Origin of the sequence: Flavobacterium denitrificans DSM 15936 (assembly GCF_000425445.1) — a bacterium.
In the GTDB taxonomy this organism is placed as follows: domain Bacteria; phylum Bacteroidota; class Bacteroidia; order Flavobacteriales; family Flavobacteriaceae; genus Flavobacterium; species Flavobacterium denitrificans.
The window spans coordinates 624,945-651,291 of record NZ_AUDL01000004.1; the positions used below are offsets into that span (position 1 = coordinate 624,945).

At 33.7% G+C, this 26,347-nt stretch carries 26 protein-coding genes; 14 read left to right on the forward strand and 12 right to left on the reverse strand.

From position 1 onward, the window contains the following. Positions 1-125: 125 nt before the first annotated feature. From H600_RS0102765 to H600_RS0102815, 10 genes are all read left to right on the forward strand, one after another. Positions 126-1,217, forward strand: coding sequence for a sensor histidine kinase (locus H600_RS0102765; RefSeq protein ID WP_026727358.1), 1,092 nt, complete (start codon positions 126-128; stop codon positions 1,215-1,217). Further along, entirely contained in the window at positions 1,214-1,903 is a 690-nt protein-coding gene (locus tag H600_RS0102770; protein WP_026727359.1) for a LytR/AlgR family response regulator transcription factor, read from the forward strand. Before H600_RS0102765 ends, H600_RS0102770 begins: the two co-directional genes overlap by 4 nt. 168 nt (positions 1,904-2,071) lie before the next feature. Next, positions 2,072-2,815 (forward strand): dioxygenase family protein, encoded by a 744-nt coding sequence (locus H600_RS0102775; protein WP_026727360.1) that lies wholly within the window; start codon positions 2,072-2,074, stop codon positions 2,813-2,815. Positions 2,816-2,833: 18 nt separating this feature from the next. Then, complete coding sequence (locus H600_RS0102780; protein WP_026727361.1) at positions 2,834-3,529, forward strand: pirin family protein; 696 nt, start codon at positions 2,834-2,836, stop codon at positions 3,527-3,529. A 10-nt stretch (positions 3,530-3,539) separates the two neighbouring features. Further along, on the forward strand, positions 3,540-4,040 hold the full coding sequence (locus tag H600_RS21775) for a hypothetical protein (protein WP_051234348.1): 501 nt from the start codon (positions 3,540-3,542) through the stop codon (positions 4,038-4,040). 478 nt (positions 4,041-4,518) lie between these two features. Further along, on the forward strand, positions 4,519-5,706 hold the full coding sequence (locus tag H600_RS0102790; RefSeq protein WP_026727362.1) for a phosphoglycerate kinase: 1,188 nt from the start codon (positions 4,519-4,521) through the stop codon (positions 5,704-5,706). 110 nt (positions 5,707-5,816) lie between these two features. Next, positions 5,817-7,643 carry a LysM peptidoglycan-binding domain-containing protein gene (locus H600_RS0102795; RefSeq protein ID WP_026727363.1) on the forward strand — a complete coding sequence of 609 codons (1,827 nt, stop codon included), beginning with the start codon at positions 5,817-5,819 and terminating at the stop codon, positions 7,641-7,643. A gap of 45 nt (positions 7,644-7,688) precedes the next feature. Then, complete coding sequence (locus H600_RS0102800) at positions 7,689-8,654, forward strand: DUF4837 family protein (RefSeq protein ID WP_026727364.1); 966 nt, start codon at positions 7,689-7,691, stop codon at positions 8,652-8,654. A 145-nt stretch (positions 8,655-8,799) separates the two neighbouring features. Beyond that, positions 8,800-9,447 (forward strand): DUF1579 domain-containing protein, encoded by a 648-nt coding sequence (locus H600_RS0102810; RefSeq protein ID WP_026727365.1) that lies wholly within the window; start codon positions 8,800-8,802, stop codon positions 9,445-9,447. A 201-nt stretch (positions 9,448-9,648) separates the two neighbouring features. Then, a complete protein-coding gene (locus H600_RS0102815; protein WP_026727366.1) occupies positions 9,649-10,095 on the forward strand; it encodes a GNAT family N-acetyltransferase in 447 nt (148 codons plus the stop codon). Positions 10,096-10,243: 148 nt separating this feature from the next. On the opposite strand, the gene H600_RS0102820 is transcribed toward H600_RS0102815, so the two are convergent. From H600_RS0102820 to rnpA, 4 genes are all read right to left on the reverse strand, one after another. Next, positions 10,244-11,047 carry an OmpA family protein gene (locus tag H600_RS0102820; RefSeq protein ID WP_026727367.1) on the reverse strand — a complete coding sequence of 268 codons (804 nt, stop codon included), beginning with the start codon at positions 11,045-11,047 and terminating at the stop codon, positions 10,244-10,246. A gap of 7 nt (positions 11,048-11,054) precedes the next feature. Continuing rightward, complete coding sequence (locus H600_RS0102825) at positions 11,055-12,692, reverse strand: S41 family peptidase (RefSeq protein WP_026727368.1); 1,638 nt, start codon at positions 12,690-12,692, stop codon at positions 11,055-11,057. Between the two features lie 3 nt (positions 12,693-12,695). Then, positions 12,696-13,502 carry a DUF4349 domain-containing protein gene (locus H600_RS0102830; protein WP_026727369.1) on the reverse strand — a complete coding sequence of 269 codons (807 nt, stop codon included), beginning with the start codon at positions 13,500-13,502 and terminating at the stop codon, positions 12,696-12,698. Positions 13,503-13,572: 70 nt separating this feature from the next. Beyond that, positions 13,573-13,977: a ribonuclease P protein component gene (gene rnpA / locus H600_RS0102835; protein WP_026727370.1), complete on the reverse strand. Its 405-nt coding sequence runs from the start codon at positions 13,975-13,977 to the stop codon at positions 13,573-13,575. A gap of 125 nt (positions 13,978-14,102) precedes the next feature. Between rnpA and H600_RS0102840 the strand changes: the two genes are divergently transcribed. The 3 genes from H600_RS0102840 to H600_RS0102850 all read left to right on the forward strand — a co-directional run bounded on the left by H600_RS0102840 (position 14,103) and on the right by H600_RS0102850 (position 16,750). Beyond that, complete coding sequence (locus tag H600_RS0102840) at positions 14,103-14,843, forward strand: lysophospholipid acyltransferase family protein (RefSeq protein ID WP_026727371.1); 741 nt, start codon at positions 14,103-14,105, stop codon at positions 14,841-14,843. A 55-nt stretch (positions 14,844-14,898) separates the two neighbouring features. Next, positions 14,899-15,891: an acyl-ACP desaturase gene (locus tag H600_RS0102845; protein WP_026727372.1), complete on the forward strand. Its 993-nt coding sequence runs from the start codon at positions 14,899-14,901 to the stop codon at positions 15,889-15,891. 205 nt (positions 15,892-16,096) lie between these two features. Further along, on the forward strand, positions 16,097-16,750 hold the full coding sequence (locus tag H600_RS0102850) for an HD domain-containing protein (RefSeq protein WP_026727373.1): 654 nt from the start codon (positions 16,097-16,099) through the stop codon (positions 16,748-16,750). 263 nt (positions 16,751-17,013) lie between these two features. Here H600_RS0102850 and H600_RS22670 read toward each other — a convergent pair whose 3' ends face one another. The 4 genes from H600_RS22670 to H600_RS0102865 all read right to left on the reverse strand — a co-directional run bounded on the left by H600_RS22670 (position 17,014) and on the right by H600_RS0102865 (position 20,250). Continuing rightward, positions 17,014-17,136, reverse strand: a complete 123-nt coding sequence (locus H600_RS22670) for a FeoB-associated Cys-rich membrane protein (RefSeq protein WP_084157333.1) — start codon at positions 17,134-17,136, stop codon at positions 17,014-17,016. A 6-nt stretch (positions 17,137-17,142) separates the two neighbouring features. Beyond that, a complete protein-coding gene (gene feoB / locus H600_RS0102855; protein WP_026727374.1) occupies positions 17,143-19,242 on the reverse strand; it encodes a ferrous iron transport protein B in 2,100 nt (699 codons plus the stop codon). Continuing rightward, on the reverse strand, positions 19,242-19,481 hold the full coding sequence (locus H600_RS0102860) for a FeoA family protein (RefSeq protein WP_026727375.1): 240 nt from the start codon (positions 19,479-19,481) through the stop codon (positions 19,242-19,244). The genes feoB and H600_RS0102860 overlap by 1 nt, the downstream gene beginning before the upstream one ends. Positions 19,482-19,584: 103 nt before the next feature. Continuing rightward, on the reverse strand, positions 19,585-20,250 hold the full coding sequence (locus tag H600_RS0102865) for an SCO family protein (protein WP_026727376.1): 666 nt from the start codon (positions 20,248-20,250) through the stop codon (positions 19,585-19,587). A 277-nt stretch (positions 20,251-20,527) separates the two neighbouring features. Here H600_RS0102865 and H600_RS0102870 point away from each other — a divergent pair, with 277 nt between their 5' ends. Next, the gene (locus tag H600_RS0102870; protein WP_026727377.1) at positions 20,528-22,588 is read left to right on the forward strand and encodes a M13 family metallopeptidase; all 2,061 of its coding nucleotides are present in this window, start codon (positions 20,528-20,530) and stop codon (positions 22,586-22,588) included. Positions 22,589-22,656: 68 nt separating this feature from the next. Here H600_RS0102870 and H600_RS0102875 read toward each other — a convergent pair whose 3' ends face one another. The 4 genes from H600_RS0102875 to H600_RS0102890 all read right to left on the reverse strand — a co-directional run bounded on the left by H600_RS0102875 (position 22,657) and on the right by H600_RS0102890 (position 26,101). Then, positions 22,657-23,064 (reverse strand): c-type cytochrome, encoded by a 408-nt coding sequence (locus tag H600_RS0102875; protein ID WP_026727378.1) that lies wholly within the window; start codon positions 23,062-23,064, stop codon positions 22,657-22,659. 1 nt (position 23,065) lies between these two features. Further along, positions 23,066-24,058, reverse strand: coding sequence for a porphobilinogen synthase (hemB, locus tag H600_RS0102880; protein WP_026727379.1), 993 nt, complete (start codon positions 24,056-24,058; stop codon positions 23,066-23,068). A 130-nt stretch (positions 24,059-24,188) separates the two neighbouring features. Beyond that, complete coding sequence (locus H600_RS0102885) at positions 24,189-25,085, reverse strand: fructose bisphosphate aldolase (protein WP_026727380.1); 897 nt, start codon at positions 25,083-25,085, stop codon at positions 24,189-24,191. 77 nt (positions 25,086-25,162) lie between these two features. Next, complete coding sequence (locus H600_RS0102890) at positions 25,163-26,101, reverse strand: DUF4421 family protein (RefSeq protein ID WP_026727381.1); 939 nt, start codon at positions 26,099-26,101, stop codon at positions 25,163-25,165. Positions 26,102-26,347 lie beyond the last annotated feature (246 nt).

Here is a 26,347-nt window from a genome sequence, read left to right on the forward strand (position 1 = left end):
CATTTTTATAAAGCGAGTCGCAACATTATGTGTTTTTACCGCAATAATTTGAAATAAACTCACAATAACATTAAATTTGAATTGTATCGATTTGCATTGTCAAAGCGGTAAATCAAATTTGATTTATGAAAGCAAAATTTTCACTTTATGCAAAACACATCGTTTTGTGCCTCGCTTTTCTATTTTTGCCGTATGCCTTCACATCGACAAATACGATTTTTTCATTGCCCCATTTATATACAAATCCGCATGATCGTATTTACTTTTTTATCTATTTTACGCTGCTTTGCTTTTTCTATTTTAACTATTATTATTTAATTCCAACGTTTTACTTTTCCGAAAAAAAGTTTGTTTATTATTTAATCATTATTGCATTTCTTTTATTTTTTCTTTGGATCTCAACGACTTTAGATCATCCAAACCGTAACTTTTTAGATTTCAGAAATCCACCGGAGCATTTTGAACACAATCCTGGAATATTTCCAGAACAATTTCCTCCGCCTCCTTCTTTTTTAAAAGAAGAACCTTTTGATTTAGTAAGTGGTCCGCCAACGCAATACGGACATACCGCTTTGGTTTATTTGATAGGAGTAATTTCAAGTCTTCTTTTTGCTATTAGTGGAAGATTGCAGAGCGTCGAGAAAGAAAAAGTAAAATCGGAACTGGCTTTCTTGAAAGCACAAATCAATCCGCATTTCTTGTTCAATACTTTGAACAGCATTTATGCCTTGGCTTTGAAAAAAGATGATAAAACGCCTGATGCAGTCGTACAACTTTCTGAATTAATGCGCTACATCATGACCAATTCAAATGATGAAGTAATTGATTTGACTAAAGAAATAAATTACATCAACAATTATATTTCGCTTCAAAAAACGCGTTTAGGAAATACCGTTATTGTTGACTATAAGGTTATCGGAAATACATTTGGAAAACAAATTACACCACTTATTCTAATTTCGTTCATCGAAAATGCATTCAAATATGGTGTAAATCCAGATCAAACTTCTGAAATTTGTATTCGTATTGATATAATCGAAGAACAGCTGATCTTATTTGTTTCTAATAAAAAGACTTTCTCCGTTCAATCTGAATCTGGAATCGGACTTCAGAATACAATTGAAAGATTAAAATTGGTTTATCCAAACAAGCATCAGCTCAAAATTGAAGATACTCCTGAAAAATACGTTGTAAATTTATCTATAAAAATAGGATGATAAAAGCAATCGCATTAGATGATGAACCATTAGCATTAGAAATTCTCCAGAGTTTATGTGACACAATTGATTACATTGAACTGGAAAAAGTCTTTACGAAATCTGATGAAGCATTTAAATACCTTAAGAAATATCCTGTTGATTTATTGTTTTTGGATATCAATATGCCGTCGATTTCTGGTTTGGATTTTTACAAAAAGCTTCCAAACAAAACCATGGTGATTTTTACAACCGCTTATTCTGAATTTGCTGTTGAAGGTTTTACTTTGAGCGCAACCGATTATCTTTTAAAACCCATTTCTCTTTCTCGTTTTCAGCAAGCCGCCGAAAAAGCTTTTTCGCAATGGAAACAGCAGAATCAAAACATTGAACAACAATATCTTTTTATCCGCGCCGATTACAGTTTGATAAAAATCTTGTTTTCGGATATTTTGTATATCGAAGGTTTAGATGATTACGTTAAAATTCATATTCAAAATCAAAAAACTGTTGTGGCTAGAATGACGCTAAAAGCGATGCTTCAAAAATTGCCAGAAACAGAATTTATCAGAGTTCATCGATCTTTTATCATTCCGATTTCTAAAGTGGAAAAAATCAGAAACAAAGTAATTTTTATAGACACTGCCGAAATACCTATCAGCACCAGTTATGAAGAAGCTTTTTTTGCACTTTTAGACAAGAAATAAGGAAAATGTTACCGACTTATTTTTACTACAAATAATAAAATTTTCCTTGTTTACCTCATAAATTTTATCGTTTACCTCAAACTTTTTCCAACGCTTTAATTTCGAATAATTTTACTCGAAAATAACTGTTAATCATTCCATTGGTATAACATTTAAAACTAAAAAGCAATGAAAAGAAAAGAGTTTTTAAGAGGTTTGGGTTTAATGGGAATTTCATCTTTGGCAATTCCAATCATTAACTCATGCAGTAAAGATGATGATTCTGATTCTTCAACTGGTTCTGGTTCATCTTCTGGTTCTGGTTCATCTTCAAGTGATTGTTCAGTAACTCCATCTGAAACTGCTGGACCATTTCCAACTATTACGCCTTCGTCATTAGTAAAATCTAATATTACAATGGATCGAACTGGCGTTGCCTTTACAATCAAAATCACGATCAAGAATACAAATGCAAGTTGTGCAGCTTTAAAAAATGCCATTGTAGATATTTGGCATTGCGACAAAGACGGATATTATTCTGAATACGGTGGAACTTCAATGCAGTCTGTAAATTATACTTCGGTTCACTTTTTAAGAGGAAGACAAACCACAGACGAAAACGGATTGGTAACATTTACCTCTATTTTTCCAGGTTGGTATTCTGGTCGAGCAACTCATATTCACGTACATATTTATAACGCCGGCGGAACATCTTTGTTGGTAACTCAAATTGCTTTTCCCGAAGGTTCAAACAGTGCGGTTGCCTTAGTAAACGCATCAACAGCAAATGGCTATACAAAAGGATTGACTGGTTACACCTATAATGCATCTGATAATGTGTTTTCGGATTCTGCTGCAAAAGAAATGTCAACTATAACTGGGAGTGTAAGTGAAGGTTTTGTTTTAACGCACACGATAAACGTCGCGGGATAGTTTTTAAAACGAATAAAAATGATAACGCAAATTCCAGCTCAAATTTATAAGTCAGATGCGCGAGGTGTTTTCAATTCGGCGAAGCACAATCGTTACGCAACTTTTAATTTTGAACGTTACCAAGATATATCCCGAAAAGGCTTTGGATCTTTGAAAATTTTAAACGAGGTAATACTCGCTCCCCAACAACGTATTACTAGATTTATAAGTTCAAATTCAAATGTGATCATTTTGCCTTTATTTGGCGGTATTGAATACAAGGATACTATTGGAAATGAGGAGTTTTTACGCGTTGATCAAATTCGGGTTATTGCGGCCGATGATGATTTGGAAGTCGAAATCTTCAATCCATACTACGAGGAAAACGTGAGTTATCTTGAAATTGATTTTCAAATGGGCCCACAGTATTTCAAGAATTATTTCCAACAGTATAAGTTTGACATCACGGCGCACAATAAGTTAAATGTCTTATTTGAAATCGAGAAAGCACTCGGTTTTGTCGGAATTTACGATGGAAGAAAGGAAGGCTTTTATACCTTGAAAAATGCCGAAAATGGTGTTTTTGTTTTTGTTATAAACGGAGCTTTTGAAATTGAAAATAGATTATTGGAAGCTAAAGATGGCTTAGGAATGAAAAGAATTTCAACCATCGAATGGGAAGCTTTGTCTGAAAACGCGATTTTGCTTGTTATTGAAGTGCCGTTGAAGTTTTAAAATTTGGAAAATGGAAATCAAAAAAATAAAATTGGCGTACCGAATTGTAATTGACAGTTCTTCGACTTTTCTGTGGGATAAATATGTTTTTGAAGATACTTTCAAAGAATATCAAATGCAGAGCCAGCAATTCAATTCGGAAACAAATCCAAAAAATACTTTTCGTGAATTATTGGCCGAAAATGAAAAAGCAGAAAAATTGCATTTTTTAACGGGAATCGCAGCAAGCGGTTACGTTGATCAGCTAAAAGGAAACTTTCATCGTGTGACAGACGTTCTCGGAAACAACTATTTTCCATTTATCAATTATCAACTGGATATTATTAATACTGACCGTACTGATTCATCAAAACATAAAATAGGAATTACATTTTATTCGCCTTTATTGACTTATTTCGGAATTGTGGAAGGAAATTATTTGGTTTCCAAGAATATAGAAGAAGCGAACGAATTTGAAACTATTATGTTTCCCGTTCGAAAGAATTTATCAATCTGTTTTCTCCAAAAATAAATAGTAAAAACAGTAACTGATTTTAATTTTATACCCTAACAGGTTTCCAAAACCTGTTAGGTATTTTACGATCTTTTAATATTTATAATTTAATTTACAATAGACCTCAATTTTCTAGTATTTTTTTTCTTTAAAAGACTTTACATTAATACCTAACAGGTTTTGGAAACCTGTTAGGATAGCAAAAACTAATATTTTTAAAAACTTAAAATTTTAAAAGGTTAATAAAGTAGAAATTTTTCGTTTCATTTTTTGCCTTTTCTGTCGGTCTGCAAGACAGGAAAGGTTTTTTTATGTTTAAGAAGATGTGAAATTTGTATTTAAAATTGTGTTTAATATTTAATAAACCAATTTATTTGTGAAATTATAACGTTTTCGTTCTTTTAATTATCGATTTTTTGGTTTATCCGAATTTATTAGTACTGTAAAAGTTCTATATTTGTTGTTCTTTCGAAAAAAAACCTAAAAAATAATAAAAATGAAAACTTTAAACGATTTCGATTTTAAAAATAAAAAAGCCATTATTCGTGTTGATTTTAATGTCCCTTTAGATGAAAATTTCAATGTAACCGATGCAACACGTATTGAAGCGGCTAAACCTACAATTGATGCTATTTTAGCACAAGGTGGAAGCGTGATTTTGATGTCGCACTTAGGAAGACCAAAAGGTGCTGAAGAAAAATATTCATTAAAACATATTTTAAAAACAGCTTCTGAAATTTTAGGAGTTCAAGTAAAATTTGCTGAAAACTGTGTTGGGGAAGTGGCTCAAAATGCAGCGGCAGCTTTAAAACCAGGAGAAGTTTTATTATTGGAAAATTTACGTTTTCATGCTGAAGAAGAAGCTGGAGATGTTGCTTTTGCTAAAGAATTGGCTTCACTTGGAGATATTTATGTAAACGATGCTTTTGGAACAGCTCACAGAGCACACGCTTCGACTACAATTATTGCTCAATTTTTTCCAAATGACAAATGTTTCGGAACATTATTGGCTAAAGAAATCGACAGCTTAAATAAAGTATTGAAAAACAGTGAAAAACCTGTTACAGCAGTTCTTGGAGGTTCTAAAGTTTCTTCAAAAATTACAGTTATCGAAAATATCTTAGATAAAGTAGATCATATGATTATTGGTGGAGGTATGACTTTTACTTTCATCAAAGCACAAGGCGGAAAAATCGGTGAGTCTATCTGCGAAGATGATAAATTGCAATTGGCTTTAGATATTTTAAAAGCGGCTAAAGAAAAAGGTGTACAAGTTCACATTCCAGTTGATGTAGTTGCTGCAGATGATTTCTCAAACAGCGCAAATACTCAAGTTGTTGACGTTACTGCAATTCCTGACGGATGGCAAGGTCTTGACGCTGGTCCAAAATCTTTAGAGAACTTCAAAAAAGTAATTTTAGATTCAAAAACAATTTTATGGAATGGTCCATTAGGAGTTTTTGAAATGGAAACTTTCTCAAAAGGAACTATTGCTTTAGGTGATTTTATTGCTGAATCAACTAAAAATGGTGCATTTTCATTAGTAGGAGGTGGAGATTCAGTTGCTGCGGTAAAACAATTTGGTCTTGAAGACAAAATGAGCTACGTTTCAACAGGAGGAGGAGCTATGCTAGAGATGCTTGAGGGCAAAGTTTTACCTGGAATTGCTGCTATTTTAGACTAAAATATCACAATTAACATTTTTTTACGTATTTTTAAACACTAAACTTTTTAGTTTTGCAAAAATACATGTCTTATAAATATTTGATTTATAAGATTTTAAAAAAATGTTATATGATTGTAAGGAAAATATCAATACTGGCCTCAGCACTTTTTTCAATGACAATGTTTGCACAACAAAGTGCATCTTCTGAAGTTGAAATTAAGCCTGAAGCAAAATTATCATATCTAGATTCAGTTAAAAGCACTTTCAAGAAAAATGAGATGGCTGCGAAAGCAGACAGCCTTTGGATGAAGGAATTGACAAGTCTTGATATTTATGATGATCTATCAAAAGATATTCAAACCATAAATTCAGATGTTACTGTTGATGAAGAATTGCCGACCGAATTGCTAAAACAGCGTTTACAGGCAATGAATGAAAAATCACCTTTTAACATTGAATACAATCAAGGATTAGAAAATATAATAAAGTCATTTCTTAAGAATCGTAAAAAATCGTTTTCTCGATTAATGGCTTTATCAGAATATTATTTCCCAATTTTCGAGGAATCATTTGCAAAAAACAATGTTCCTTTAGAAATCAAATATTTAGCCGTTGTAGAATCTGCTTTAAATCCTAAAGCAGTTTCTAAAATGGGCGCTACAGGACTTTGGCAGTTCATGTACGGAACAGGAAAACAATACGCCCTAAAAATCGATTCGTATGTTGATGAGCGCAGTGATCCCATGAAAGCCACAGCAGCAGCAAGTGAATACATGACCAAAATGTTTGAGGTTTTTGGTGATTGGGAACTTGTTTTAGCATCGTATAATTCGGGTCCTGGAAATGTTACCAAAGCAATTCGCCGTTCTGGTGGCTTGACTAAATATTGGGACATCCGCAATTATCTTCCAAAAGAAACTCAAGGGTACGTTCCTGCTTTTTTAGCAACAATGTATCTTTTTGAATATCACAAAGAACACGGAATCAATCCAGAAAGAGCCGTTGTCAAAAACTTTGAAACGGATACTATAAATATTAAAAAAGAGATGACTTTCAAACAAATCGCCGATTTGCTTGATATGCCTCAATCTCAAATCCAGCTTTTAAATCCTTCGTATAAATTAAATGTTGTGCCGTATTATCAAGGAGAACAACATTGCTTGCGTCTTCCAAAAGATAAAATAGCAACTTTTGTTTCTAATGAAAAACAAATTTATGCTTACGTTGATTATCAATCTACAAGACATACAATACCTGCAAAATTAGCGATGAAAGTCGCGCCAAAAGCAAAATTGCAACCAGAGAAAATGAACTCGAATTTTCAATTTTATGAAGTTCAGAAAGGAGATAACCTTGGCGCAATTGCAGAGAAATACGATGTTAATCTAGTCGATTTAAAGAAATGGAATGGTTTAAAATCAAATAATGTTGCATTAGGAAGAAAGTTAAAAATCAAATCTGATGTTGATGTTTCTAAAATTTCTAAAGATGCAAAAGCAATTCCTGCTGTAGAGAAAAAATCTGAAGAAGCTATCGCAGCCGCAGATGATAAAGAAAAAACAGCACTTCCTCAGGAGTATGTTGTAGTGGCTGGTGATAATTTAGGCAATATCGCTAAGAAATTCGGTATGACTATTGCAGAGTTAAAAGAACTTAATGGTATAACTTCAAACAATATTGGTTTAGGAAAAACTTTAGTAATTTCTAAAGAAGTTCCTGCAATTGAAGAAACGGCAAATACGAATACTGCTATAGCTTCAAATGCTTCTGTAGATTCATTCAAAAAAGGTTCAGTTTCTAAGAAAATCAGCGAAGATTATTACGTTAAAAAAGGAGATTCACTTTATAGCATTTCTAAAAAATATCCTGGTGTTACGATTTCAGATATTAAAAAATGGAATGGCATTAAAGATGGAGATATTAAACCCGGAATGAAACTTAAAATAAACGGATAATAAAAAAATCATCTAAATTTGGGTTTTATTTCATAAATTAAAAAAATGAATAAAACCCTTTTTTTATTTCTAATAGTACCTTTTTTGCTGATTTCGTGTTTAAAAAACGAAAAGCAATCTCAGCCTGTATCCGGAAAAACCAATACGATTTCTGTTATCATTGACGATCAATTATGGTACGGAGAAGTTGGTGATACAATCAGAAATAAATTTGCTTCTCCCGTGTGGGGACTTACTCAAGAAGAGCCTCTTTTTACAATCAATCAATATCCTGCACGTTTGTTAGAAGGTTTTGTGACAGACAGCAGAAGCATTATTGTCGTGAAAAAAGCAACGACAGATAAATTCGAAATCATTCGTAGTAAAAAACTTCCACACAATACTTTTCGCATTTACGGAAAATCTGTCGATGATATCATTTGTAGCATCGAACTTAATTCGGCTCAAATGATTAAAATCATTCACGATGCCGAGATTGATAAAATTCAGCAGGATAACAGCAAAGCACTGATGAATCAAGCTGTCATCAAAAATAAATTTCATGCCGAACTTCAAATTCCGGTTGGATATGAATACGTATTGCATAAAAAGAATTTTATTTGGCTGAAAAAGAATATTATAAGCGGGAATACTAGTTTGCTTATTTATCAGATTCCAATTAGCTCATTTAAAAAATCAAATGTAGTGGCAGATATTGTTAAAATGAGAGATTCTGTTGGAGAATATATCAAAGGCAGAGAACCCAAAACTCGAATGATTACAGGTGAAGCTTATGCACCTTATTTTTCTATCACAAATTTGTATGGAAAAAAAACATACGAAACAAAAGGTAGCTGGGAAATGAAAAATGATTTTATGGCAGGGCCCTTTATTAACTACGCAATTATCGATGAGGAGTACAGCCGAATTTTAGTGATCGAAGGTTTTTGTTATTCGCCTTCAAATCAAGAACGTGATTTGATGCTTGATCTTGAGGCGATTATAAAATCAGTTAAGATTGATAAGAAGTAAAAATTTTTATTTCAAGTTTTAAGTTGCGGTCATAGAACATGAAACTTGAAACCTGAAACTTGAAACCTGAAACTTGAAACCAAAAACAAGAAACTTCAAACATTTTTCTTAAATTTGTTTGTAACAAACGTAAAAACAAATACTTATGAAAAATGCAACCGGAATATTAGTAGTATTGTTGTTGAGTTTTATTTCTTGTAAAAAAGAAGTCAAAACCGAAACTGTTGAAGCAAAAGATATAGATAGTATTAAAACCGAAGAACCAGTTGCCGAAGCTGAAGCACCTGTAGATTCTGCAACTGCAACAAAGGCTTGGCAGGCATATGCTACTCCGGGCGAGCCACATAAAATAATGGCTGAAGAAGTTGGAACGTGGACTTGCGACATGACTTTTTGGTATGAGCCAAACGGTAAACCAGAAAAAGCAACTTCAATAGCAACCGTAAAAATGCTTTTCGATGGGCGTTATCAAGAAACTGATTATAAAGGTACTATTATGGGAGCTCCTTTTGAAGGAAAAGGAACGTTAGCATATAATAATGCCACTAAAGAATTTACGAATACCTTTATTGACAATATGGGAACTGGCATGATGGTGGGTTATGGTAAATATGACGAAAGCTCAAAAACAATCGAATTAAAAGGAGAAACTGTAGATCCAGTAAAGGGGAAAAAAACGCCTTATCGTGAAGTTTATACTATAGTTGATCCAACAACTAGAAAGTTTGAAATGTATGATATGAAAAACGGTGTTGAATATAAAAGCATGGAAATTATTTCGAAGAAGAAATAGTTTTTAAAGAGTTACAAAGTTGCAGAGTAACAAAGTAAAAAAGTTTTCCTGACAGTTTGAAAGGTTAAAACTAGAATTTCTATAAAGTAAATTGCCCGATTCAAAATTTGTAATCGGGCTTTTTATTGAAATCAATATTATTAGCAAAAAATATAAAGCTAACTTTGCGACTTTGTGCCTTTGTGGCAAAATTTTATCAGAATGGAACTAAAATGGAAAATAAAGCCTTTTGAGGCATTAACGGTTAACGAGCTATATGATTTGCTTAAATTAAGAAGTGAGATCTTTGTAGTGGAGCAAAATTGCGTTTATTTGGATCTCGATGGGAAAGATAAAAAAGCGTTGCACCTTATGGGCGAACTTGATGGCAAAATTGTCGCTTATTCTCGTTTATTCGAAGCCGGAATCAGTTTTGATAATGCTTCTATCGGAAGAGTGATTGTTGATGCTAATTATAGAGATAAAAAATTAGGACACGATTTAATGCGAAAAGCCATTGCTGAAATAAAGTCTAATTTCGGAAAAGATAAAATCACAATTGGTGCGCAATTGTATTTAAAAAAGTTCTACGAAAGTCACGGTTTTGTCCAAACTAGTGAAATGTATTTAGAAGATGATATTGAGCATATTGAGATGATTCGTGGGTAAAAAACATTAATGCAAACAAGGTGCGTTAATGTGATTTCGGTTTTAATTTTTTTTGTAATTATCTTTAAAACAATTTAATAACAGTTTTTTTTGAAGTATTACTTTAAGTAAATGCTTTGTGTATTGATATGTTTAAAACAAAAAACAATCAGATCTTAGTAATCAAAAATTCCACTCTTCGGTCGTATTTATCGCCTTTTCCTAGGGGATATTTATTGCCACATCCTTGATAGGTCATTCTGTTTTTTGAAACTTTTTTAGAGCTTAAATAATTGAAAACCGTTTTGGCTCGGTTCCAAGAAAGTCTTCTTTCCTTGGTAACTTTGTCAATTCCGTCGCTGTATATGTCGGGCGTACAGCAAACATGACCTCTTATTTCGAATTGCAGGTTTCTTTGCTTTAAGAGTGTTTCGGCGATTTTGTCGAGTTCTTTTTGTGACGATGAGGTTAATTTTGAACTTCCAATATCAAACAGAATATTTTCTAAATATATTTTGTCGCCCACTTTTAGATTGTCTTTAAAAGAAGTATAAACTCCTTTCCCAAAACTATTCTTTTTTACTACAATCAAATCAACCCGCCGATTCCGTGACCGCGTTTCGTGCAGGTTTTCAATAGTATCGGGACGTAGAACAATTCGCCCTTTTCCTTCTAGAATAACAATCTTGCTTTGGTTAAATCCTGAAGTTATCAATAAGTTCTGAATCGTATTGGCACGATTGCTCGATAATCTAAAATTATACTCGTCATTACCACGATCATCGCAGTATCCATAAATTTGTATTGATTCAACTTTTGATGTATCAATACTTTTAATAAAATTAGTTACAACTTCGGTTTGTAGAGGAGTAAGATCATATTTGTCAAACTCAAAATAAATGGTTTCGATAGGTTTTTGCTGTGCCGATAAATTGTAAATAATAAACAGAAATAGGGCTAAACAAAGTTTCATTTCATTTTTACATTTTTAAAATCGTTTTGTACTCAGTTTGATTATTTAAAACGCTCACCGCTTTTTTAATTTCTGAATTATTTTTTAAATAAAATTGATATAAACCTTCTTGATATTGGTATCTTTTGATAAGCTCTTCCTGAATTAAGCCTCTGATTTCTTTTTGGTTTTTATCCAGCAAAGTAGTTTCGCTTTTTTCTAAAGCAACTAATAATTGCTGGTATTCTGGCGCAATTGTTTCTTCGATTTTTTCATTTTTGGCTGCAGTCAAAGTATTTCTCAGTGCAACTTCAGTTTCAGTATCAAAACTGATTTTATTGGTTTTCAGATATTGCTTAAAACTCGTGTAATCAGCATCTGTAATTACCGGAATTTTATCACCAAGATTTGGATTCTTGTAGTAATAGCTTGTTGCGTAATCAAAAATGCCATCGTTTTTTAGTAAAGCCGTTGTAATCGGGCTCATTTTGGTTTCGTCTAATTCAATATCTGGCAAAACGCCTCCGCCATCATAAACCGTTCTTCCTTTTCTGGTTTTAAAAGCATTATAGTTTTTAGCATCAGTTTTTTGAGCAACTCCGTTTTTGTCTTTATGCGCATAATCAAGTGCCTGGATACAACGTCCAGAAGGAGTGTAATAGCGTGAAATAGTAACTTTCAATTGTGTTCCGTAAGTAAGATCAACTGAGCGTTGCACTAAGCCTTTTCCGAAACTTCTGCTTCCTAAAATAACCGCACGGTCTAGATCCTGCAAAGCGCCAGAAACAATTTCAGAGGCTGATGCACTTCGTCCATTTACTAAAATAGCCAATGGTATTTGAGTATCGACAGGTTCTTTGGTTGTTTTGTAGGTGTTGTTGTGTTTTTCGATTCTTGATTTTGTCGTCACAATCACTTCATTTTTAGGAACAAACAAATTGCAGATGTCGATGGCTTCATTTAAAAGCCCGCCTGGGTTTCCTCTTAAATCCAATACAATTTGAGTCGCTCCGTCAGTTTTTAACTTTTCTAGAGCGTCTTTAACTTCAGCTGAAGCTTTTCTGCTAAAGTGTGAAAGAACAATATAACCCGTTTTATCATCTATTTTTCCATAAAAAGGAACCGATTTAATATCAACTTCATCCAAAATCAATTCGGTTGTATTGGTTTTTCCTTGACGAAGGTATTTGATTTGGATTTTGGTGTTTTTAGTTCCCTTCATTAATTGTGAAGCGTCATCTTTATAATCGGCAATCAAAACATCACCAATCTGAATAATTTCGTCGCCGGCTTTAAGTCCGGCTTTATCGGCTGGATAACCTTTGTAAGGTTCACGAACAATTAAGCGATCTTTTTTTCTTGCGATCAAAGCACCAATCCCTGTATATTCACCTGTATTGTTGATTTTAAAATTAACAACATCTTGCTCATTGAAGTAAACAGTGTAGGGATCCAAACTTCCAAGCATGCTTTTGATGGCTTTATCCATCAAATCACCTGGATTGGTTTCGTCAACATAATTTGTATTTACGGCTTTGAATAAAGTTGTGAAGATTTCGATTTGTTTGGCAATTTCAAAAAAATCTTCTTTGAAACTAGTTCCAACAAACAAAAATCCTGCTGCAACGGCTGGTATAACGAACTTCTTTTTTAAATAAGGATACATGATTTATGCTTTTTTTCTTCTTTTAAATCTTCTTCTAATAAAATATACAATTGCGCCAAAAAGGATAAGAAATGGCCAAACACTCACAATAGAAAGTAAAAAATCGGATAAACTAAAAAATCCGGTTTTAATCGCTGTTAGGATTTTGGATCCATATGATACTTTGACATTCTCTTTTTGGGCTATTGTTTTATAAAATTCAATACTAATAGTGCTTTCTGAAACGCGGCTTTCTAAATATTTTAGCTGACTTTCTTTGGCTTCAATTTCTTCACGAATCGTTGAAATCTGTTTTTCGATTTCTAAAATCTCACTTATTTTAGTGGCTTTTTGTAATATTTCTAAGTAACGTTTTTCTAGTTTACGTTTTGTACTCAGTCTAGAATTTAAGTCAATATATTGTTCCGTAACATTATCTGAAGAGATATTTTTCTCATCAAAATAAGATACTCCTTTCGATATCGCTCCCAAGAAGGAATCAAATTTCTCACTCGGAACACGAACATTTAGAGTCCTGCTTATTCGGTTATTGCTCTTTTCCTGATAATCATTTTGAACATTTCCTTTATTTGCTATAATCGCCGCGTTAATTTGATCAAAAGTAGCTTCTAAATCATTAGTTTCAAATTTAAGACTAGCTTGTTTGATAATCTTTTCGGGAATAATAATTTCGCCGGAAGCAGATTGGCTCGGAGATGATACTTTTGCAAGCGTTATTGCAGAATCATAAACAACATCAGCTTTTGTAGTTTGTTTTTCACAGCTGGAAAAGGTCAAAATGGCAAAGAGAAAAAAGAAAATATATCGCATAAAATTTCAATTTAGAGCTAAAACTACGATTTTTTTGTCTAAGTTGATTAATAATCTTACGTTTTGAAATTTACAATTCTGTTTTATTTTCAGAATCCGAAGTTTTGTTGACTTGTTGCAGGAATTTCTCAAACAATTGAATCGTCTTTTCACTGATTTCCTGATACGATAATTTGTCTTTAGTCTGATAAAAAAACATGATTGAATAGGGTTGGTTCAGATTTTCTAAAAGCAAATGTTTGTTCAAGCGATACGTTTCTCTCAAAACTCTTTTGAAATAGTTTCGGTCAACTGCTTTCTTGAAATATTTCTTTGAAACTGATACACCAAGCTTGATTTTTTCTTCTGAATTTTCTTCCGCTTGACGATAAACCAAACGAAGCGGATATTTTGAGACCGATTTTCCTTCAGAAAACAGTAATCCAATCGTTGTTTTGCTTTTTAAGCGTTCGTTTTTAGGGTAAGTAAAGCTCATTTAGTTCAGAAAAAATTTGCAAATTTTATGGCAAAGGTACAATTAAACGAGAAAAACAGTTATTGTTTTCAATTTTTATAAGGCTAAAAATATATTTACTACTTTTGGCAATTAATTTTTCAGGCATGCAAAAGATAATTTCGTACCCAATCTCTGTTATTTACTACTTATGTTTTGGTTTGTGTTTGGTGGTTTTTCACCCAATACAATGGATTTGCTTAAATGTTTTTGGATATCAGGCACACAAAAAAAGTGTTGATTATTTGAACTTTTGCCTTTTAAGATGCACAAATCTTGTTGGAACAACGTATAAAGTGACAGGTGTAGAGGATATTCCGAAGGGAGCTCCGATTATTTTTGTAGCCAATCATCAAAGTATGTACGATATCGTGACAATGATTTGGTACTTTAGACGTTTTCATTGTAAATTTGTAAGTAAGAAAGAGTTAGGAAGCGGAATCCCAAGTGTTTCTTTCAATTTGAAATACGGCGGATCAGTGCTTATTGACCGAAAAGACCCTAAACAAGCGATTCCTGTAATCAAAGGCTTGTCTGAATATATTGAAAAAAACACCAGATCTGCAGTGATTTTTCCAGAGGGAACACGCAGCAAAACAGGAAAACCAAAAGAATTTGCGCAAAGCGGTTTAAAAATCTTATGCAAATATGCGCCATCAGCATATGTTGTTCCGGTTAGCATCAACAATTCTTGGAAAATGGTCCGTTACGGAATGTTTCCTGTTGGTTTAGGAAATCATCTCACTTTTACCGCTCACAAAGCAATGGCTGTAAAAGATTATGATTTTGCCGAATTAATGGCTTTGACTGAAAAGGCAGTTGTAGAAGGAGTAAACGAGTATAAATAGATTTTTGTTTTTCAGCGAAAATGCGGAAACTTAAATCCCAAATCAAAAATAAGTAATGTCTATAAAAAACATTAGATTAGAAGTAATGCAGTTTTTGGAAAAAAACGTGGATAGCTTCGTTGAACAGTATTTAATTCCAGTGGAAAAAATTTGGCAGCCGTCAGACTTTTTGCCTAATTCTGAAGGAGAAAATTTCTTTGAGGAGGTAAAAGAGTTGCGTGAAATTGCGAAAGAACTTCCATACGATTTTTGGGTTACGCTTGTTGGTGACACGATCACTGAAGAAGCTTTGCCTACATATGAATCTTGGTTAATGGATGTAGAAGGTGTAGATCAGGTGGAGAACGGCGGAAATGGCTGGTCAAAATGGATCAGGCAATGGACTGGTGAAGAAAACCGCCACGGAGATCTTCTAAATAAATACTTGTATTTGTCTGGTCGTGTGAACATGCGTGAAATCGAAATGACTACACAGCATTTGATCAACGACGGTTTTGATATTGGAACTGGAACTGACCCATACAAAAACTTTGTATATACTAGTTTTCAGGAATTAGCAACTTATGTTTCGCACAATAGGGTTTCACAAATTGCAAAGAAATTTGGCGATAACAAGTTGTCTAAAATGTGTAAGATGATTGCGGGAGACGAAATGCGTCACCACCATGCATACAGCGAATTTGTAACGAGAATTTTTCAAGTTGATCCAAGTGAAATGATGTTGGCTTTTCAATATATGATGAAGCAGAAAATCGTTATGCCAGCTCACTTTTTGAGAGAATCAGGTCAAAAAATCAGTTCTGCTTTTGAGCAATTTTCAGATTCAGCACAACGTATCGGAGTTTATACGGCTAATGATTATGTTGATATCATGCAGAAATTGATGAATAAATGGGAAATTGACAAAATTTCTAATTTAACTGACGAAGCTGAAAAAGCTCGTGATTATTTAATGAAATTACCGGCTCGTATGGCTAAAATCTCAGAAAGAATTGTGATTCCAAAAGAATCTCACATTTTCAAATGGGTTGAACCAGCGCGATTATAAATTCAAAAAAATATAGTTTAAATTTTAAATCGCAACAAGGTTGCGTTTAAAAATTTTAAATACTTTTATGTTGATTGTCATGGCTTTACCAGCTTTTTGGCAATCAACATTTTTTATAAAACATAAATCTTTATCTGTCAAATTTTTTTAATCAGCTAAATCCTTGAGCTAACAAAATTGCTCACTTAATGTTAAAAATGCCACTATGAATACTTCTGAATTAATTCATAAAACAATCACTTTTGTAAAAGAGAAATTGAACAACGCCGAAGGGGGCCACGATTGGTTTCATATTGAACGGGTTTACAAAAATGCGCTTTTGATTGCAAAAGATACCAATTGTAATCTTGAGATTGTACAATTAGGAGCTTTGCTTCATGATATTGCCGATAGTAAATTTCATAATGGAGATGAAAGTATTGGTCCAAAAACAGCGAGAGCGTTTTTAGAAGCCGAAAATGTTTCTGAGGAGATTATTCAACATGTTGTCGATATCATTGAAAATATCTCTTATAAAGGCGGAAATTTCGAAAAAAAATTCTCATCCGTTGAGTTGGATATTGTTCAAGACGCAGATCGTTTGGATGCAATAGGCGCAATTGGTGTTGCAAGAGCATTTAATTACGGCGGATTTAAAAACAGAGCCTTGTATGATCCGGAAATCGCTCCCGTTACAAACATGACGAAAGAAGAATACAAAAAGAACAATGCGCCAACCATAAATCATTTTTATGAGAAGCTTTTGCTTTTGAAAGATAAAATGAATACAGAAAGAGGAAAACAAATTGCTTCTGAAAGACATCATTTTATGGAATATTTTCTTGCGCAGTTTTATGCAGAATGGGAAGGAGTGAAGTAGATTTTCAAAAAAGATTAAAAAAAACACCTTCAAGATTCCCTTGAAGCTGTTTTTTTATTTTAAAAGACACATTATGGCAAACGCGCATAAAAAACCTAGTGCAAACCATAATAATCTGGCAACTCTATTGTCTCTTATAATTTCTTCTCTTTCATATTTTGTCATTTTCGCTGGATTTAATTCGATAAAATTATCTAAAAACAGCGATTGCTAAAACCTTTTTAAGCTTTTAAAATAACAATAAAAGACTTTTTATTTTTGATTTAACTGCAACCACAATTCCCGTCACCACAATCTTTTTTCTTTTTAGATTTCCAGAAGAATTTCTTCACTAGAAATCCAACTGCGATTCCTAATATGGCAAAAGCTATAATTTCTTGAATCATGACTTTTTATTTTAATAATTGATAAGCGATTAAAGCAGTAAAATAGGCAAGTCCGCTCATAAGTACTAGTTGCATCGCTGGCCATTTCCAAGAATTGGTTTCTTTTTTGGTAATTGCTAATGTACTGGCGCATTGCATTGCAAAGGCATAAAAGAGCAATAAGGAAACTCCGGTTGCAAAGTTGAATACTTTTTGTCCGGTTTCAGGTCGGATTTCAGCTTGCATTTTGCTTTTTATAGTCGATTCGTTATCGGTATCGCCAACGCTGTAAATGGTAGCAAGTGTACCAACAAAAACTTCACGTGCTGCAAATGAGCTGATTAATGCGATTCCGATTTTCCAGTCGTAACCTAATGGCTCAATTGCCGGCTCGATTGCTCTTCCCATTAACCCGATATATGAGTTCTCTAATTTTTGAGAAGCTACTTCATTTTCAAACTGAATTTCAGTCAATGTTTTATCAGCAAATCTTTCTTTAACGATAGTCTCAGCTTCGTTGAAATCTTTTCCTGGGCCATAAGAAGCTAAGAACCATAAAATAACAGATATTGCCAAGATGATTTTACCAGCTCCAACAATAAAGGCTTTGGTTTTTTCGACAACATTGATTCCGACATTTTTGAAAAGAGGCATTTTATAACTCGGCATTTCGACTACGAAATACGTTTTTGACTCTAATTTTAAAACTTTATTTAAAATATAAGCTGATAAAATAGCTGTTCCAAAGCCTAAAACATATAGAAACATCAGCGTTAATCCTTGAAGATTCAGTATTCCAAAAACTCGTGTGCTCGGAATGACTAACGAAATGATGATTGCATAAACAGGTAATCTCGCTGAACAAGTCGTGAATGGCGTTACCAAGATCGTAATAAGGCGTTCTTTCCAGTTTTCAATATTTCGAGTTGCCATAATTGCCGGAATGGCACACGCCGTTCCCGAAATTAAAGGCACAACGCTTTTGCCTGAAAGACCAAATTTACGCATGATTTTATCCATCAGAAAAACAACTCGGCTCATATAACCGCTTTCTTCCAAAATGGAAATAAACAGAAACAAAAAGGCAATTTGCGGAATAAAGATAATGACGCCGCCAATTCCCGGAATAATTCCCTGAGAAAGTAAATCGGTCAATATACCGCTCGGTAATTCGGCAGCTGTCCAAGCGCTTAATGAAGCAAATGTGCTGTCGATAAAATCCATTGGAATGGTTGACCAACTGAAAATCGATTGAAAAATCAAAAATAAAATGGCAAAGAAAATAGCATAACCCCAAACTTTATGCGTTAATACGCGATCTAGTTTTGCGCGAATGTCTTTCGCCATCGAGGCGTCAACTTTTAAGCCTTCTTTTAGAACATCATTTATAAATTGATAGCGTTTGATGGTTTCTTTTTGCTGTAAACGTTTTAATTCAGAATGTGATTTTGTGAAAGTACTTCGGATTTCATTTCGGTCTAAATTAGAAAAATTGACATCTTGCGTAATTACAAGCCACAATTTATACAACAATTGATTCGGAAAAGCATGTTGCAGTTTTTTGAAATATTCTTCGTCAATTACTGAAGCGTTTAAACAAGGTTCGTGCGGAATAGTTTTATAAGAAACAATTAATTCTTTTAATTCTTCAATTCCTAATCCTTTTCTTGAACTGACTAAAGCAATTTTAGTTTTTAGTTTTTCTTCCAAAAGCGGAATATCAAGCGAAATTCCTTTGCGTTCCATACGATCCGACATGTTAATCACTAAAATCGTTGGAATTTGAAGGTCTTTTATTTGCGTGTAAATCAGTAAATTTCTTTTCAGATTTTCAACATCAGTCACAACAACCGCAACATCTGGATATAATTTGTCGTTTTTGTTCAGCAAAAGTTCAATTACAACACTTTCGTCCATTGAACTAGCGTTCAAGCTATACGTTCCAGGCAAATCCAGAATATTGGCTTTGATGTTATGGGGAAGTTTGCAAAAACCCATTTTTTTCTCAACCGTAATTCCGGGATAATTCCCAACCTGTTGATTTAAACCTGTAAGCTGATTAAAAACGGAAGTTTTTCCGGTATTTGGATTCCCGATAAGGGCAACATTAATATTTTGAACGCTCATTACAAATTGTTTTGGATAAGTTCAACTTCAATTTCACGAGCAGTTTCAATACGAATCGCGACATGCGAACCGTTTATGTCTAAATAAAGAGGATCTCCAAAAGGAGCAATTTGAATTAATTCGACCAAGCTGCCAGGCAAACAACCCATTTCTAATAATTTTAGAGGAACAAGATCGATATCAAAATCTTTGATAATGGCTTTTTCGCCTTTTTTCAGAGTGTGAATTGTATTTTGCAAGCTTATTTAGATTGAATTTAGATTGCAAAAGTAGGCAATTATTCTTTATTTCAAGGCATTTAACACTCTTGATTATGCTAAATCTTTCTAAAAATAAGGGATTTTACTCTTTTGACAAGAAATCAATGTCTTCTAAAAGACGTTTGATTTCTTCTTTGTTTGTTCCATCATAAAATCCACGAACACGTCGTTTTTGATCTACCAAAACAAAATTCTCTGTATGAACCATATCATAAAGCTGATCTGGGCGACCCAATTTCACCGCTAGATACGATTTTCTAGCCATAGTGTAAATTTCTTTTTTATCGCCGGTAACCAAATTCCATTTGCTGTCAACAACACCATATTTTATGGCATAAGCCTTTAAAACAGATACACTGTCGACTTCAGGAAAAACAGTGTGAGAAAGTAACATTACCTTTGGATTGTTTAAAACAGCTTTTTGAACGTCAACAAGGTTGGTTGACATTTTCGGACAAATAGACCCGCACGTTGTGAAGAAGAAATCTGCAACGTAAATTTTTCCCTCGTAATTTTTCTGGGTAATAGTATCTCCGTTTTGGTTTACAAACGAAAAATCGGCAATTGTGTGGTATTTGCTTTTGTATTGAATCGTACTATCGACTAATTCTGGATTGACATCAGCAGGATTATAAATCGGAAGTGTTTTTTGTGGTTTTAAAGCCGAATAAAATAACGATATGGTGACAACCGAAAATACAATTAAAACGATAAAGAATTTGCGGTATTTATACAAAAGCGATTTCATAAATATAATTTGGCGCAAAAATACAAAAAGAGCATTTTAAAGTTTTAATTATAACGGCTTTTTAACAGAATGAAAACTCTAATTGAAATCTGTTTTTTCGGTTGGAAATATTTGTCAAACATTTTTGTAACAAAATGATAGTTGTGTAGACAAATGTTTAACTGAAGCCGTTCAAAAGGATGCCTTCAAAAATAGTCTGTTAATTATTTGATGAATTTAACATAACATTCAAAATAATAACAATATGTTTGTATATATACTAAAACAATAAATTATAATGATTAAAAAGCTTACTAAACCAGTGTTTTGTGTAGTTTCTGCAATGTTTTCATTAACTGCAGTTCAAGCTCAGAGTGCAAAACCAAAAGAACCAGGTATCAATGTTGCTAATATGGACACAAAAGTAAGTCCAGGTCAGGACTTCTTTCGTTATGTAAACGGAGCTTGGTTAGACAGGACTGAAATTCCTAGCGATAGAAACGCTTGGGGAAGTTTTAATGAATTACGTCAAAAAACAGACGAGAATTCACTTGCGATCTTAAAAGAGGCTTCGAAAGATCCGAAGTATAAATCAAACACAGATCAAGGTAAAGCAATTGCTTTATTCAACACGATCATGGATACGGTTGGAAGAAATAAAAGAGGAGTTACACAACTTCAGCCTTATTTGAAGAAAATCGATGCTATTAAAAATGTTGCTGATCTTCAAGCTTACATGACTGAAATGCAGCTTGTAGGTGGTTCAGGATTTTTTGGAGTTTATGTTGGAGCAGATGCTAAAAACAGTAACAAAAACGCTGTAACGTTAAGCCCTGGAACTCTTGGATTATCTGATAAAGATTATTACAATTCAGAAGATAAAGATTCAAAAGAAAAACGTGAAAAATATGAACTTCACGTTGCTCGTATGATGCAATTCATTGGTGAATCTCCTGCAAAAGCAAAAGAAAGTGCAAAACAAATTTTAGCTTTAGAGGTAGAAATGTCTTCGCCAAGATTGGATCGTGTTGAAAGAAGAGATAGAAGAAAACAATACAATCCAACAGCTGTTGCTGATTTGAAAAAGAATACACCTTCAATTCAGTGGGAAAAATATTTCGCAGGAATTGGAATGACAAAATTAGATACTGTAAACGTAGCACAGCCTCGTTACATGATCGCTCTTGAAAAAACTTTTACAGAGAAAAAAGTAGAAGCTTGGAAAGAGTATTTGAAATGGTCTCTTTTAAACAGAGCTGCTTCAAGTTTGACTACAGAAATCGAAAATGCAAACTTTGATTTTTATGGAAAAACATTAACTGGAGCTTTGAAACAACGTCCGCGTGAAGAGGTTGCTTTGCAAGTTATCAATGGAGTAACTGGAGAAGCTTTAGGTAAACTTTACGTAGAGAAATTATTCCCAGCTGAAGCAAAAGCGAAAGCAAAAGATATGATTTCGAATGTAATGCTTGCTTATGAAAACAGAATCAATGCTTTGCCTTGGATGTCAAAAGAAACTAAAGCGAAAGCAATTGAAAAATTAAGAAAATTAACCGTTAAAATTGGATATCCTGACAAATGGAAAGATTATTCAGCTTTAGTGATTAAAAACGTTAATGAAGGTGGAACTTATTTTGACAATATGAAAAATATTTCAAAATGGGCTTATGCTGACAATCTTGCTGATCTTTCAAAGCCTGTAGATAAAACAAGATGGGGAATGTCTCCGCAGACGGTTAATGCTTATTTCAACCCATCTTACAATGAGATTGTTTTCCCAGCAGCGATTTTGCAACCACCTTTCTACAATTACCAAGCTGACGAAGCTGTAAATTATGGTGGAATCGGAGCTGTAATTGGTCACGAAATATCTCACGGATTTGATGATTCTGGTGCTCGTTACAATGCTGACGGAAACTTAGTTGACTGGTGGACAGCTGATGATTTAAAACAATTTACTGAACTTGGAGGTAAATTAGCTGATCAATACAGCGCTTTAGAGCCATTGCCAGGAATTCACGTTGATGGTAAATTTACTTTAGGTGAAAATATTGGTGATTTAGGAGGAACGAATGCTGCTTACGACGGTTTGCAATTATACTTGAAATCTCATGGAAATCCAGGTTTAATCGACGGATTTACTCCAGAGCAACGTTTCTTTATTTCTTGGGCAACAGTTTGGAGAACAAAAGCTAGAGATGAAGCAATTAAAAGCCAAGTTAAAACGGATCCTCACTCTCCAGGAATGTACAGAGCAGTTGTGCCAATCCAAAACTTAGATTCTTTCTACCAAGCTTTTGGAATCAAAAAAGGTGATGCAATGTATGTTGAACCAGAAAAGAGAGTTAAAATCTGGTAATCTTCAATTTGATCAATATAAAAACGGCGCTGATTGCAGCGCCGTTTTTTTGTTTTGAAAGGTTTTGTTTATTTCAAATTGCTATAAATATAACTTTCAATTGCTTTTAATTCTTCATCAGACATTGCCTGCGTTATCGCGAAATTCGTTTTCATTACTGCAAACTGACTCGGATCAACGATTGGTTCAGCATTTCCTTTTAAGAAGGTTGGAATGTCGCCTTTTTTATCTTTGTAGATTTTTGCGATTTCTTGAATACTTGGCCCAATTACTTTTTCCCCCACCTGATGGCAAGAAGCACAATTTCCTTTTCCTTCAAAAATTTCTTTTCCCAAATCTTCAGGTGTTTTGGCTTTCGCCGATTCTCCTTCAGAAACTGATTCGGTACTTTGTGTTGATTTTCCAAAAGGTTCTTGGCTTTCTTTTTTGCATGAAACTAAGGCTAAAACAGTCGCTAAGAATAGTGCTTTTTTCATCTTATCTATTTAAAATTACTGAAGCTTCTTTTGCAAAATAAGTAGAGATAATACTAGCACCTGCGCGCTTAATGCAATAAAGTTGCTCTATCATAATTTTGTCATGATCGAGCCATCCTTTTTCTGCTGCGGCCTTTACCATTGCGTACTCACCAGATACTTGATAAACCGCAACTGGCACATGAACAGCATTTTTTACTTCACGAACAATGTCTAGATAAGCCATTCCTGGTTTTACCATTACAATGTCTGCGCCTTCTTCAACGTCCAATAAAGCTTCGCGAATTCCTTCAATTCTGTTGGCATAATCCATCTGATATGTTTTCTTGTCTTTTGGGATATTTTGAGAATCTACCGGAGCAGAATCTAACGCATCGCGGAATGGACCATAAAAAGCGGAAGCATACTTGGCGCTATAGCTCATTATCCCCACGTTATGGTGACCATTTTCTTCCAATGCTTTTCTGATTGCTAAAACTCTTCCGTCCATCATGTCGCTTGGCGCTACAAAATCGGCTCCGGCTTCAGCGTGACTTAAACTCATTCGTGTTAAAGCGTCTACAGTTGCGTCGTTAATTAATTGGCCATTTTCGATAATTCCGTCATGGCCATAAATTGAATACGGATCAAGAGCCACATCCGGCATTACAATCATTTCCGGAACCGCATTTTTTATGGCGCGGATCGTTTGTTGCATCAAACCATCTTTATTCCAGGCTTCGGTACCTTTATTATCTTTTAAATTATCGCTTACTTTCACATAAATATTTACCGCTTTGATTCCTAAATCCCAAGCTTCTTTTACTTCTTTGATAGTGTTATCTAACGAATGACGATAAATTCCAGGCATTGAAGGGATAGCTGATTTTATATCTTTTCCTTCAGCAACAAACATTGGAAGCATAAAATCCTGTGGACTTAAGCTTGTTTCACGAACTAAAGATCGAATTGATTCATTGGTTCTTAAACGACGGTTTCTTTGTAATGGGAACATTTTAATTGAATTTTAGATTTTAGTCCCGAAGCTTCGGGACAGATTTTAGATTTTTCTACAATCTTATTTTTAAATTTTTATTGATTGATTTAAAGACTTTTGACTTTACGACTTTAATCTTTTGACTTATTTATGTAATTGAGGCTTTGTAAATCTCTTTAATTGTGCTGCTTAACTCAGAATTAAAATCTGTATCTGATTGTCCTGCTGAAAGCCCTTCCGATAATGCTCTGGAGAAACTGGCAATCAATCCGTGATTTTGTGACAGTTTATCATTTGCTTCTTCTCGAGAATAGCCACCAGATAATGCCACAACGCGCACAACATGTGGATCCGTCATTAAATCGCTATAAAAATCATTTACAGTTGGAATCGAAAGCTTCAGCATTACTTTTACATCTTTATCTAATAAATTCAGCTGTTTCTTAATTTCCTCTTTCAGAATTTCTTCTGATTTTGCTTTGTCTGCGCTGTTAATATCAACTTCTGGTTCAATAATCGGAATTAATCCTTTTTGAAAAATCTGTAAACCAACTTCAAATTGTTGTTTAACAACTTCCTGAATTCCTTTCGCATTTGCTTCTTTAATTACCGAACGCATTTTTGTTCCAAAGATATTTCGCGCCACAGCACGATCTAGCAAATCATCTAGATTTGAAATCGGTTTCATGATTTGAACTCCATTTGAAAGATCAGCAAGACCTTTGTCGACTTTCAAAAACGGAACGATATTTTTCTTTTCCCACAAATAATCGGCCGTCCATTGTCCGTCGATTTTGCGGTCCATTGTGTTTTCAAACAAAATAGCGCCCAAAATATAATTACTGTCAAACGCTGGACTTTTGATGATTCTTGTTCGCATTTCATGAACAAGCGTGTACATCTCTTCTTCGTTTGAATAACTGTTTTCAGTAACGCCGTATTGAGCCAAAGCTTTTGGCGTACTGCCGCCACTTTGATCCAAAGCGGCAATAAATCCTTTTCCCGAATGCATTTTTTTCAACTGTGCTTCATTCCTATTTTCCATAATAATTAAATTTATTATTTATAAATATTCCGTTAGTTTGAGTCTGTTATTGGGGCTGGTTTATTTTTTTAAATGTTTTAAAGGCCTATTTTTTTATTTACATCATCATAAACTTCTTTTACTTTTTTAGGCGGATCAAATCGATAACCTATTGAAAGTTTTACGGTTGCTATATTGTCATTCAATCTTGGATCAACTTTGTCATCTTGCGCAAAACTTACCGTATTTAGTGTGGCAAAACCGAAAAAACGATCTTTATTATAGGCTAATTTTAAATTTAAATCAGCTTGATATAACGCTGAGGTGTCGCCGTCAATATCATTCATTCCTGCTCCTAAGCCAATTCCTGCTCCAATTAATACACGATCACTAATTACAAAATTATAAAAATAAGAAGGCATTAAAGTAAATACATAAATGTCACCAGGAGATGAATCGGGTGTGTTAAAGTCTATATTCGTGTAATAAAAAGAAAAAGTTGGAATAAAACTTCCGGAACTTTTAGTTTGCCATTCGTTTTGGTTAACTAGTGTTTTAAAAGAGAATTTATCATTAAAAATGTACGATGTCGATCCGCCAATTTTTGTAGTCCGCATCTGTGGCAGTTGAGCGGTAAAATTATCTTCGCTAATATAAAAGCCTTTTTGATTTATGAAAGTGAAAGACTGCATCCATTTTTTATAATAAAAACGGGTATTGAAATTAAAGTTTTTAGAATGAGAATCTCCTTTGTTTCCGCCAAGGAATTTTGGAGCGAAACCAATAGTAATGTCAATGATTTTATAATTCAAACTAAAACCAATTTGTTCTCTTCTATTCGGAATAAGATTGACATATATTTTCGGATCTGTATTATCTGAAGCGATCTCAAAACTATTTGAAGTGTCTAAATAATAAACGCTTGCGGTGATTTTGTCATTATATGATTTAAAATAAGGGTTCTGCAAAGTGTCGTTTTGGGCGAACCCCCCAAAAACACTTGTAAAAAACGCTATGTAAATCAGTTTAAATTTCATTGATTTTATTCAAATAATTTTGGTTATGTATATAATATGTCACCTCTACGAGGTTGAATGAAATACATTTAAAAAGTTCTATAAATATTGCGTCTTTCTGGGATTTGTTTGAAAGCTCCAGCGGAGCAAAATATCTATAGAAAATTAATTTGTTTCATACAAAAGCTCCAGCGGAGCATTATATTTATAGTATTATTTTATCGAGTTCAGAATTTGAGCTCCAGCGGAGCGATATTCTCTAGGCAA

What these genes read in the sequence shown, in the direction of transcription:
- H600_RS0102765 (WP_026727358.1), top strand. Translation starts at nt 126, where the DNA reads ATGAAAGCAAAATTTTCACTTTATGCAAAACACATCGTTTTGTGCCTC.
- H600_RS0102770 (WP_026727359.1), top strand. Translation starts at nt 1,214, where the DNA reads ATGATAAAAGCAATCGCATTAGATGATGAACCATTAGCATTAGAAATT.
- H600_RS0102775 (WP_026727360.1), top strand. Translation starts at nt 2,072, where the DNA reads ATGAAAAGAAAAGAGTTTTTAAGAGGTTTGGGTTTAATGGGAATTTCA.
- H600_RS0102780 (WP_026727361.1), top strand. Translation starts at nt 2,834, where the DNA reads ATGATAACGCAAATTCCAGCTCAAATTTATAAGTCAGATGCGCGAGGT.
- H600_RS21775 (WP_051234348.1), top strand. Translation starts at nt 3,540, where the DNA reads ATGGAAATCAAAAAAATAAAATTGGCGTACCGAATTGTAATTGACAGT.
- H600_RS0102790 (WP_026727362.1), top strand. Translation starts at nt 4,519, where the DNA reads ATGAAAACTTTAAACGATTTCGATTTTAAAAATAAAAAAGCCATTATT.
- H600_RS0102795 (WP_026727363.1), top strand. Translation starts at nt 5,817, where the DNA reads ATGATTGTAAGGAAAATATCAATACTGGCCTCAGCACTTTTTTCAATG.
- H600_RS0102800 (WP_026727364.1), top strand. Translation starts at nt 7,689, where the DNA reads ATGAATAAAACCCTTTTTTTATTTCTAATAGTACCTTTTTTGCTGATT.
- H600_RS0102810 (WP_026727365.1), top strand. Translation starts at nt 8,800, where the DNA reads ATGAAAAATGCAACCGGAATATTAGTAGTATTGTTGTTGAGTTTTATT.
- H600_RS0102815 (WP_026727366.1), top strand. Translation starts at nt 9,649, where the DNA reads ATGGAACTAAAATGGAAAATAAAGCCTTTTGAGGCATTAACGGTTAAC.
- H600_RS0102820 (WP_026727367.1), bottom strand. Translation starts at nt 11,047, where the DNA reads ATGAAACTTTGTTTAGCCCTATTTCTGTTTATTATTTACAATTTATCG.
- H600_RS0102825 (WP_026727368.1), bottom strand. Translation starts at nt 12,692, where the DNA reads ATGTATCCTTATTTAAAAAAGAAGTTCGTTATACCAGCCGTTGCAGCA.
- H600_RS0102830 (WP_026727369.1), bottom strand. Translation starts at nt 13,502, where the DNA reads ATGCGATATATTTTCTTTTTTCTCTTTGCCATTTTGACCTTTTCCAGC.
- rnpA (WP_026727370.1), bottom strand. Translation starts at nt 13,977, where the DNA reads ATGAGCTTTACTTACCCTAAAAACGAACGCTTAAAAAGCAAAACAACG.
- H600_RS0102840 (WP_026727371.1), top strand. Translation starts at nt 14,103, where the DNA reads ATGCAAAAGATAATTTCGTACCCAATCTCTGTTATTTACTACTTATGT.
- H600_RS0102845 (WP_026727372.1), top strand. Translation starts at nt 14,899, where the DNA reads ATGTCTATAAAAAACATTAGATTAGAAGTAATGCAGTTTTTGGAAAAA.
- H600_RS0102850 (WP_026727373.1), top strand. Translation starts at nt 16,097, where the DNA reads ATGAATACTTCTGAATTAATTCATAAAACAATCACTTTTGTAAAAGAG.
- H600_RS22670 (WP_084157333.1), bottom strand. Translation starts at nt 17,136, where the DNA reads ATGATTCAAGAAATTATAGCTTTTGCCATATTAGGAATCGCAGTTGGA.
- feoB (WP_026727374.1), bottom strand. Translation starts at nt 19,242, where the DNA reads ATGAGCGTTCAAAATATTAATGTTGCCCTTATCGGGAATCCAAATACC.
- H600_RS0102865 (WP_026727376.1), bottom strand. Translation starts at nt 20,250, where the DNA reads ATGAAATCGCTTTTGTATAAATACCGCAAATTCTTTATCGTTTTAATT.
- H600_RS0102870 (WP_026727377.1), top strand. Translation starts at nt 20,528, where the DNA reads ATGATTAAAAAGCTTACTAAACCAGTGTTTTGTGTAGTTTCTGCAATG.
- H600_RS0102875 (WP_026727378.1), bottom strand. Translation starts at nt 23,064, where the DNA reads ATGAAAAAAGCACTATTCTTAGCGACTGTTTTAGCCTTAGTTTCATGC.
- hemB (WP_026727379.1), bottom strand. Translation starts at nt 24,058, where the DNA reads ATGTTCCCATTACAAAGAAACCGTCGTTTAAGAACCAATGAATCAATT.
- H600_RS0102885 (WP_026727380.1), bottom strand. Translation starts at nt 25,085, where the DNA reads ATGGAAAATAGGAATGAAGCACAGTTGAAAAAAATGCATTCGGGAAAA.
- H600_RS0102890 (WP_026727381.1), bottom strand. Translation starts at nt 26,101, where the DNA reads ATGAAATTTAAACTGATTTACATAGCGTTTTTTACAAGTGTTTTTGGG.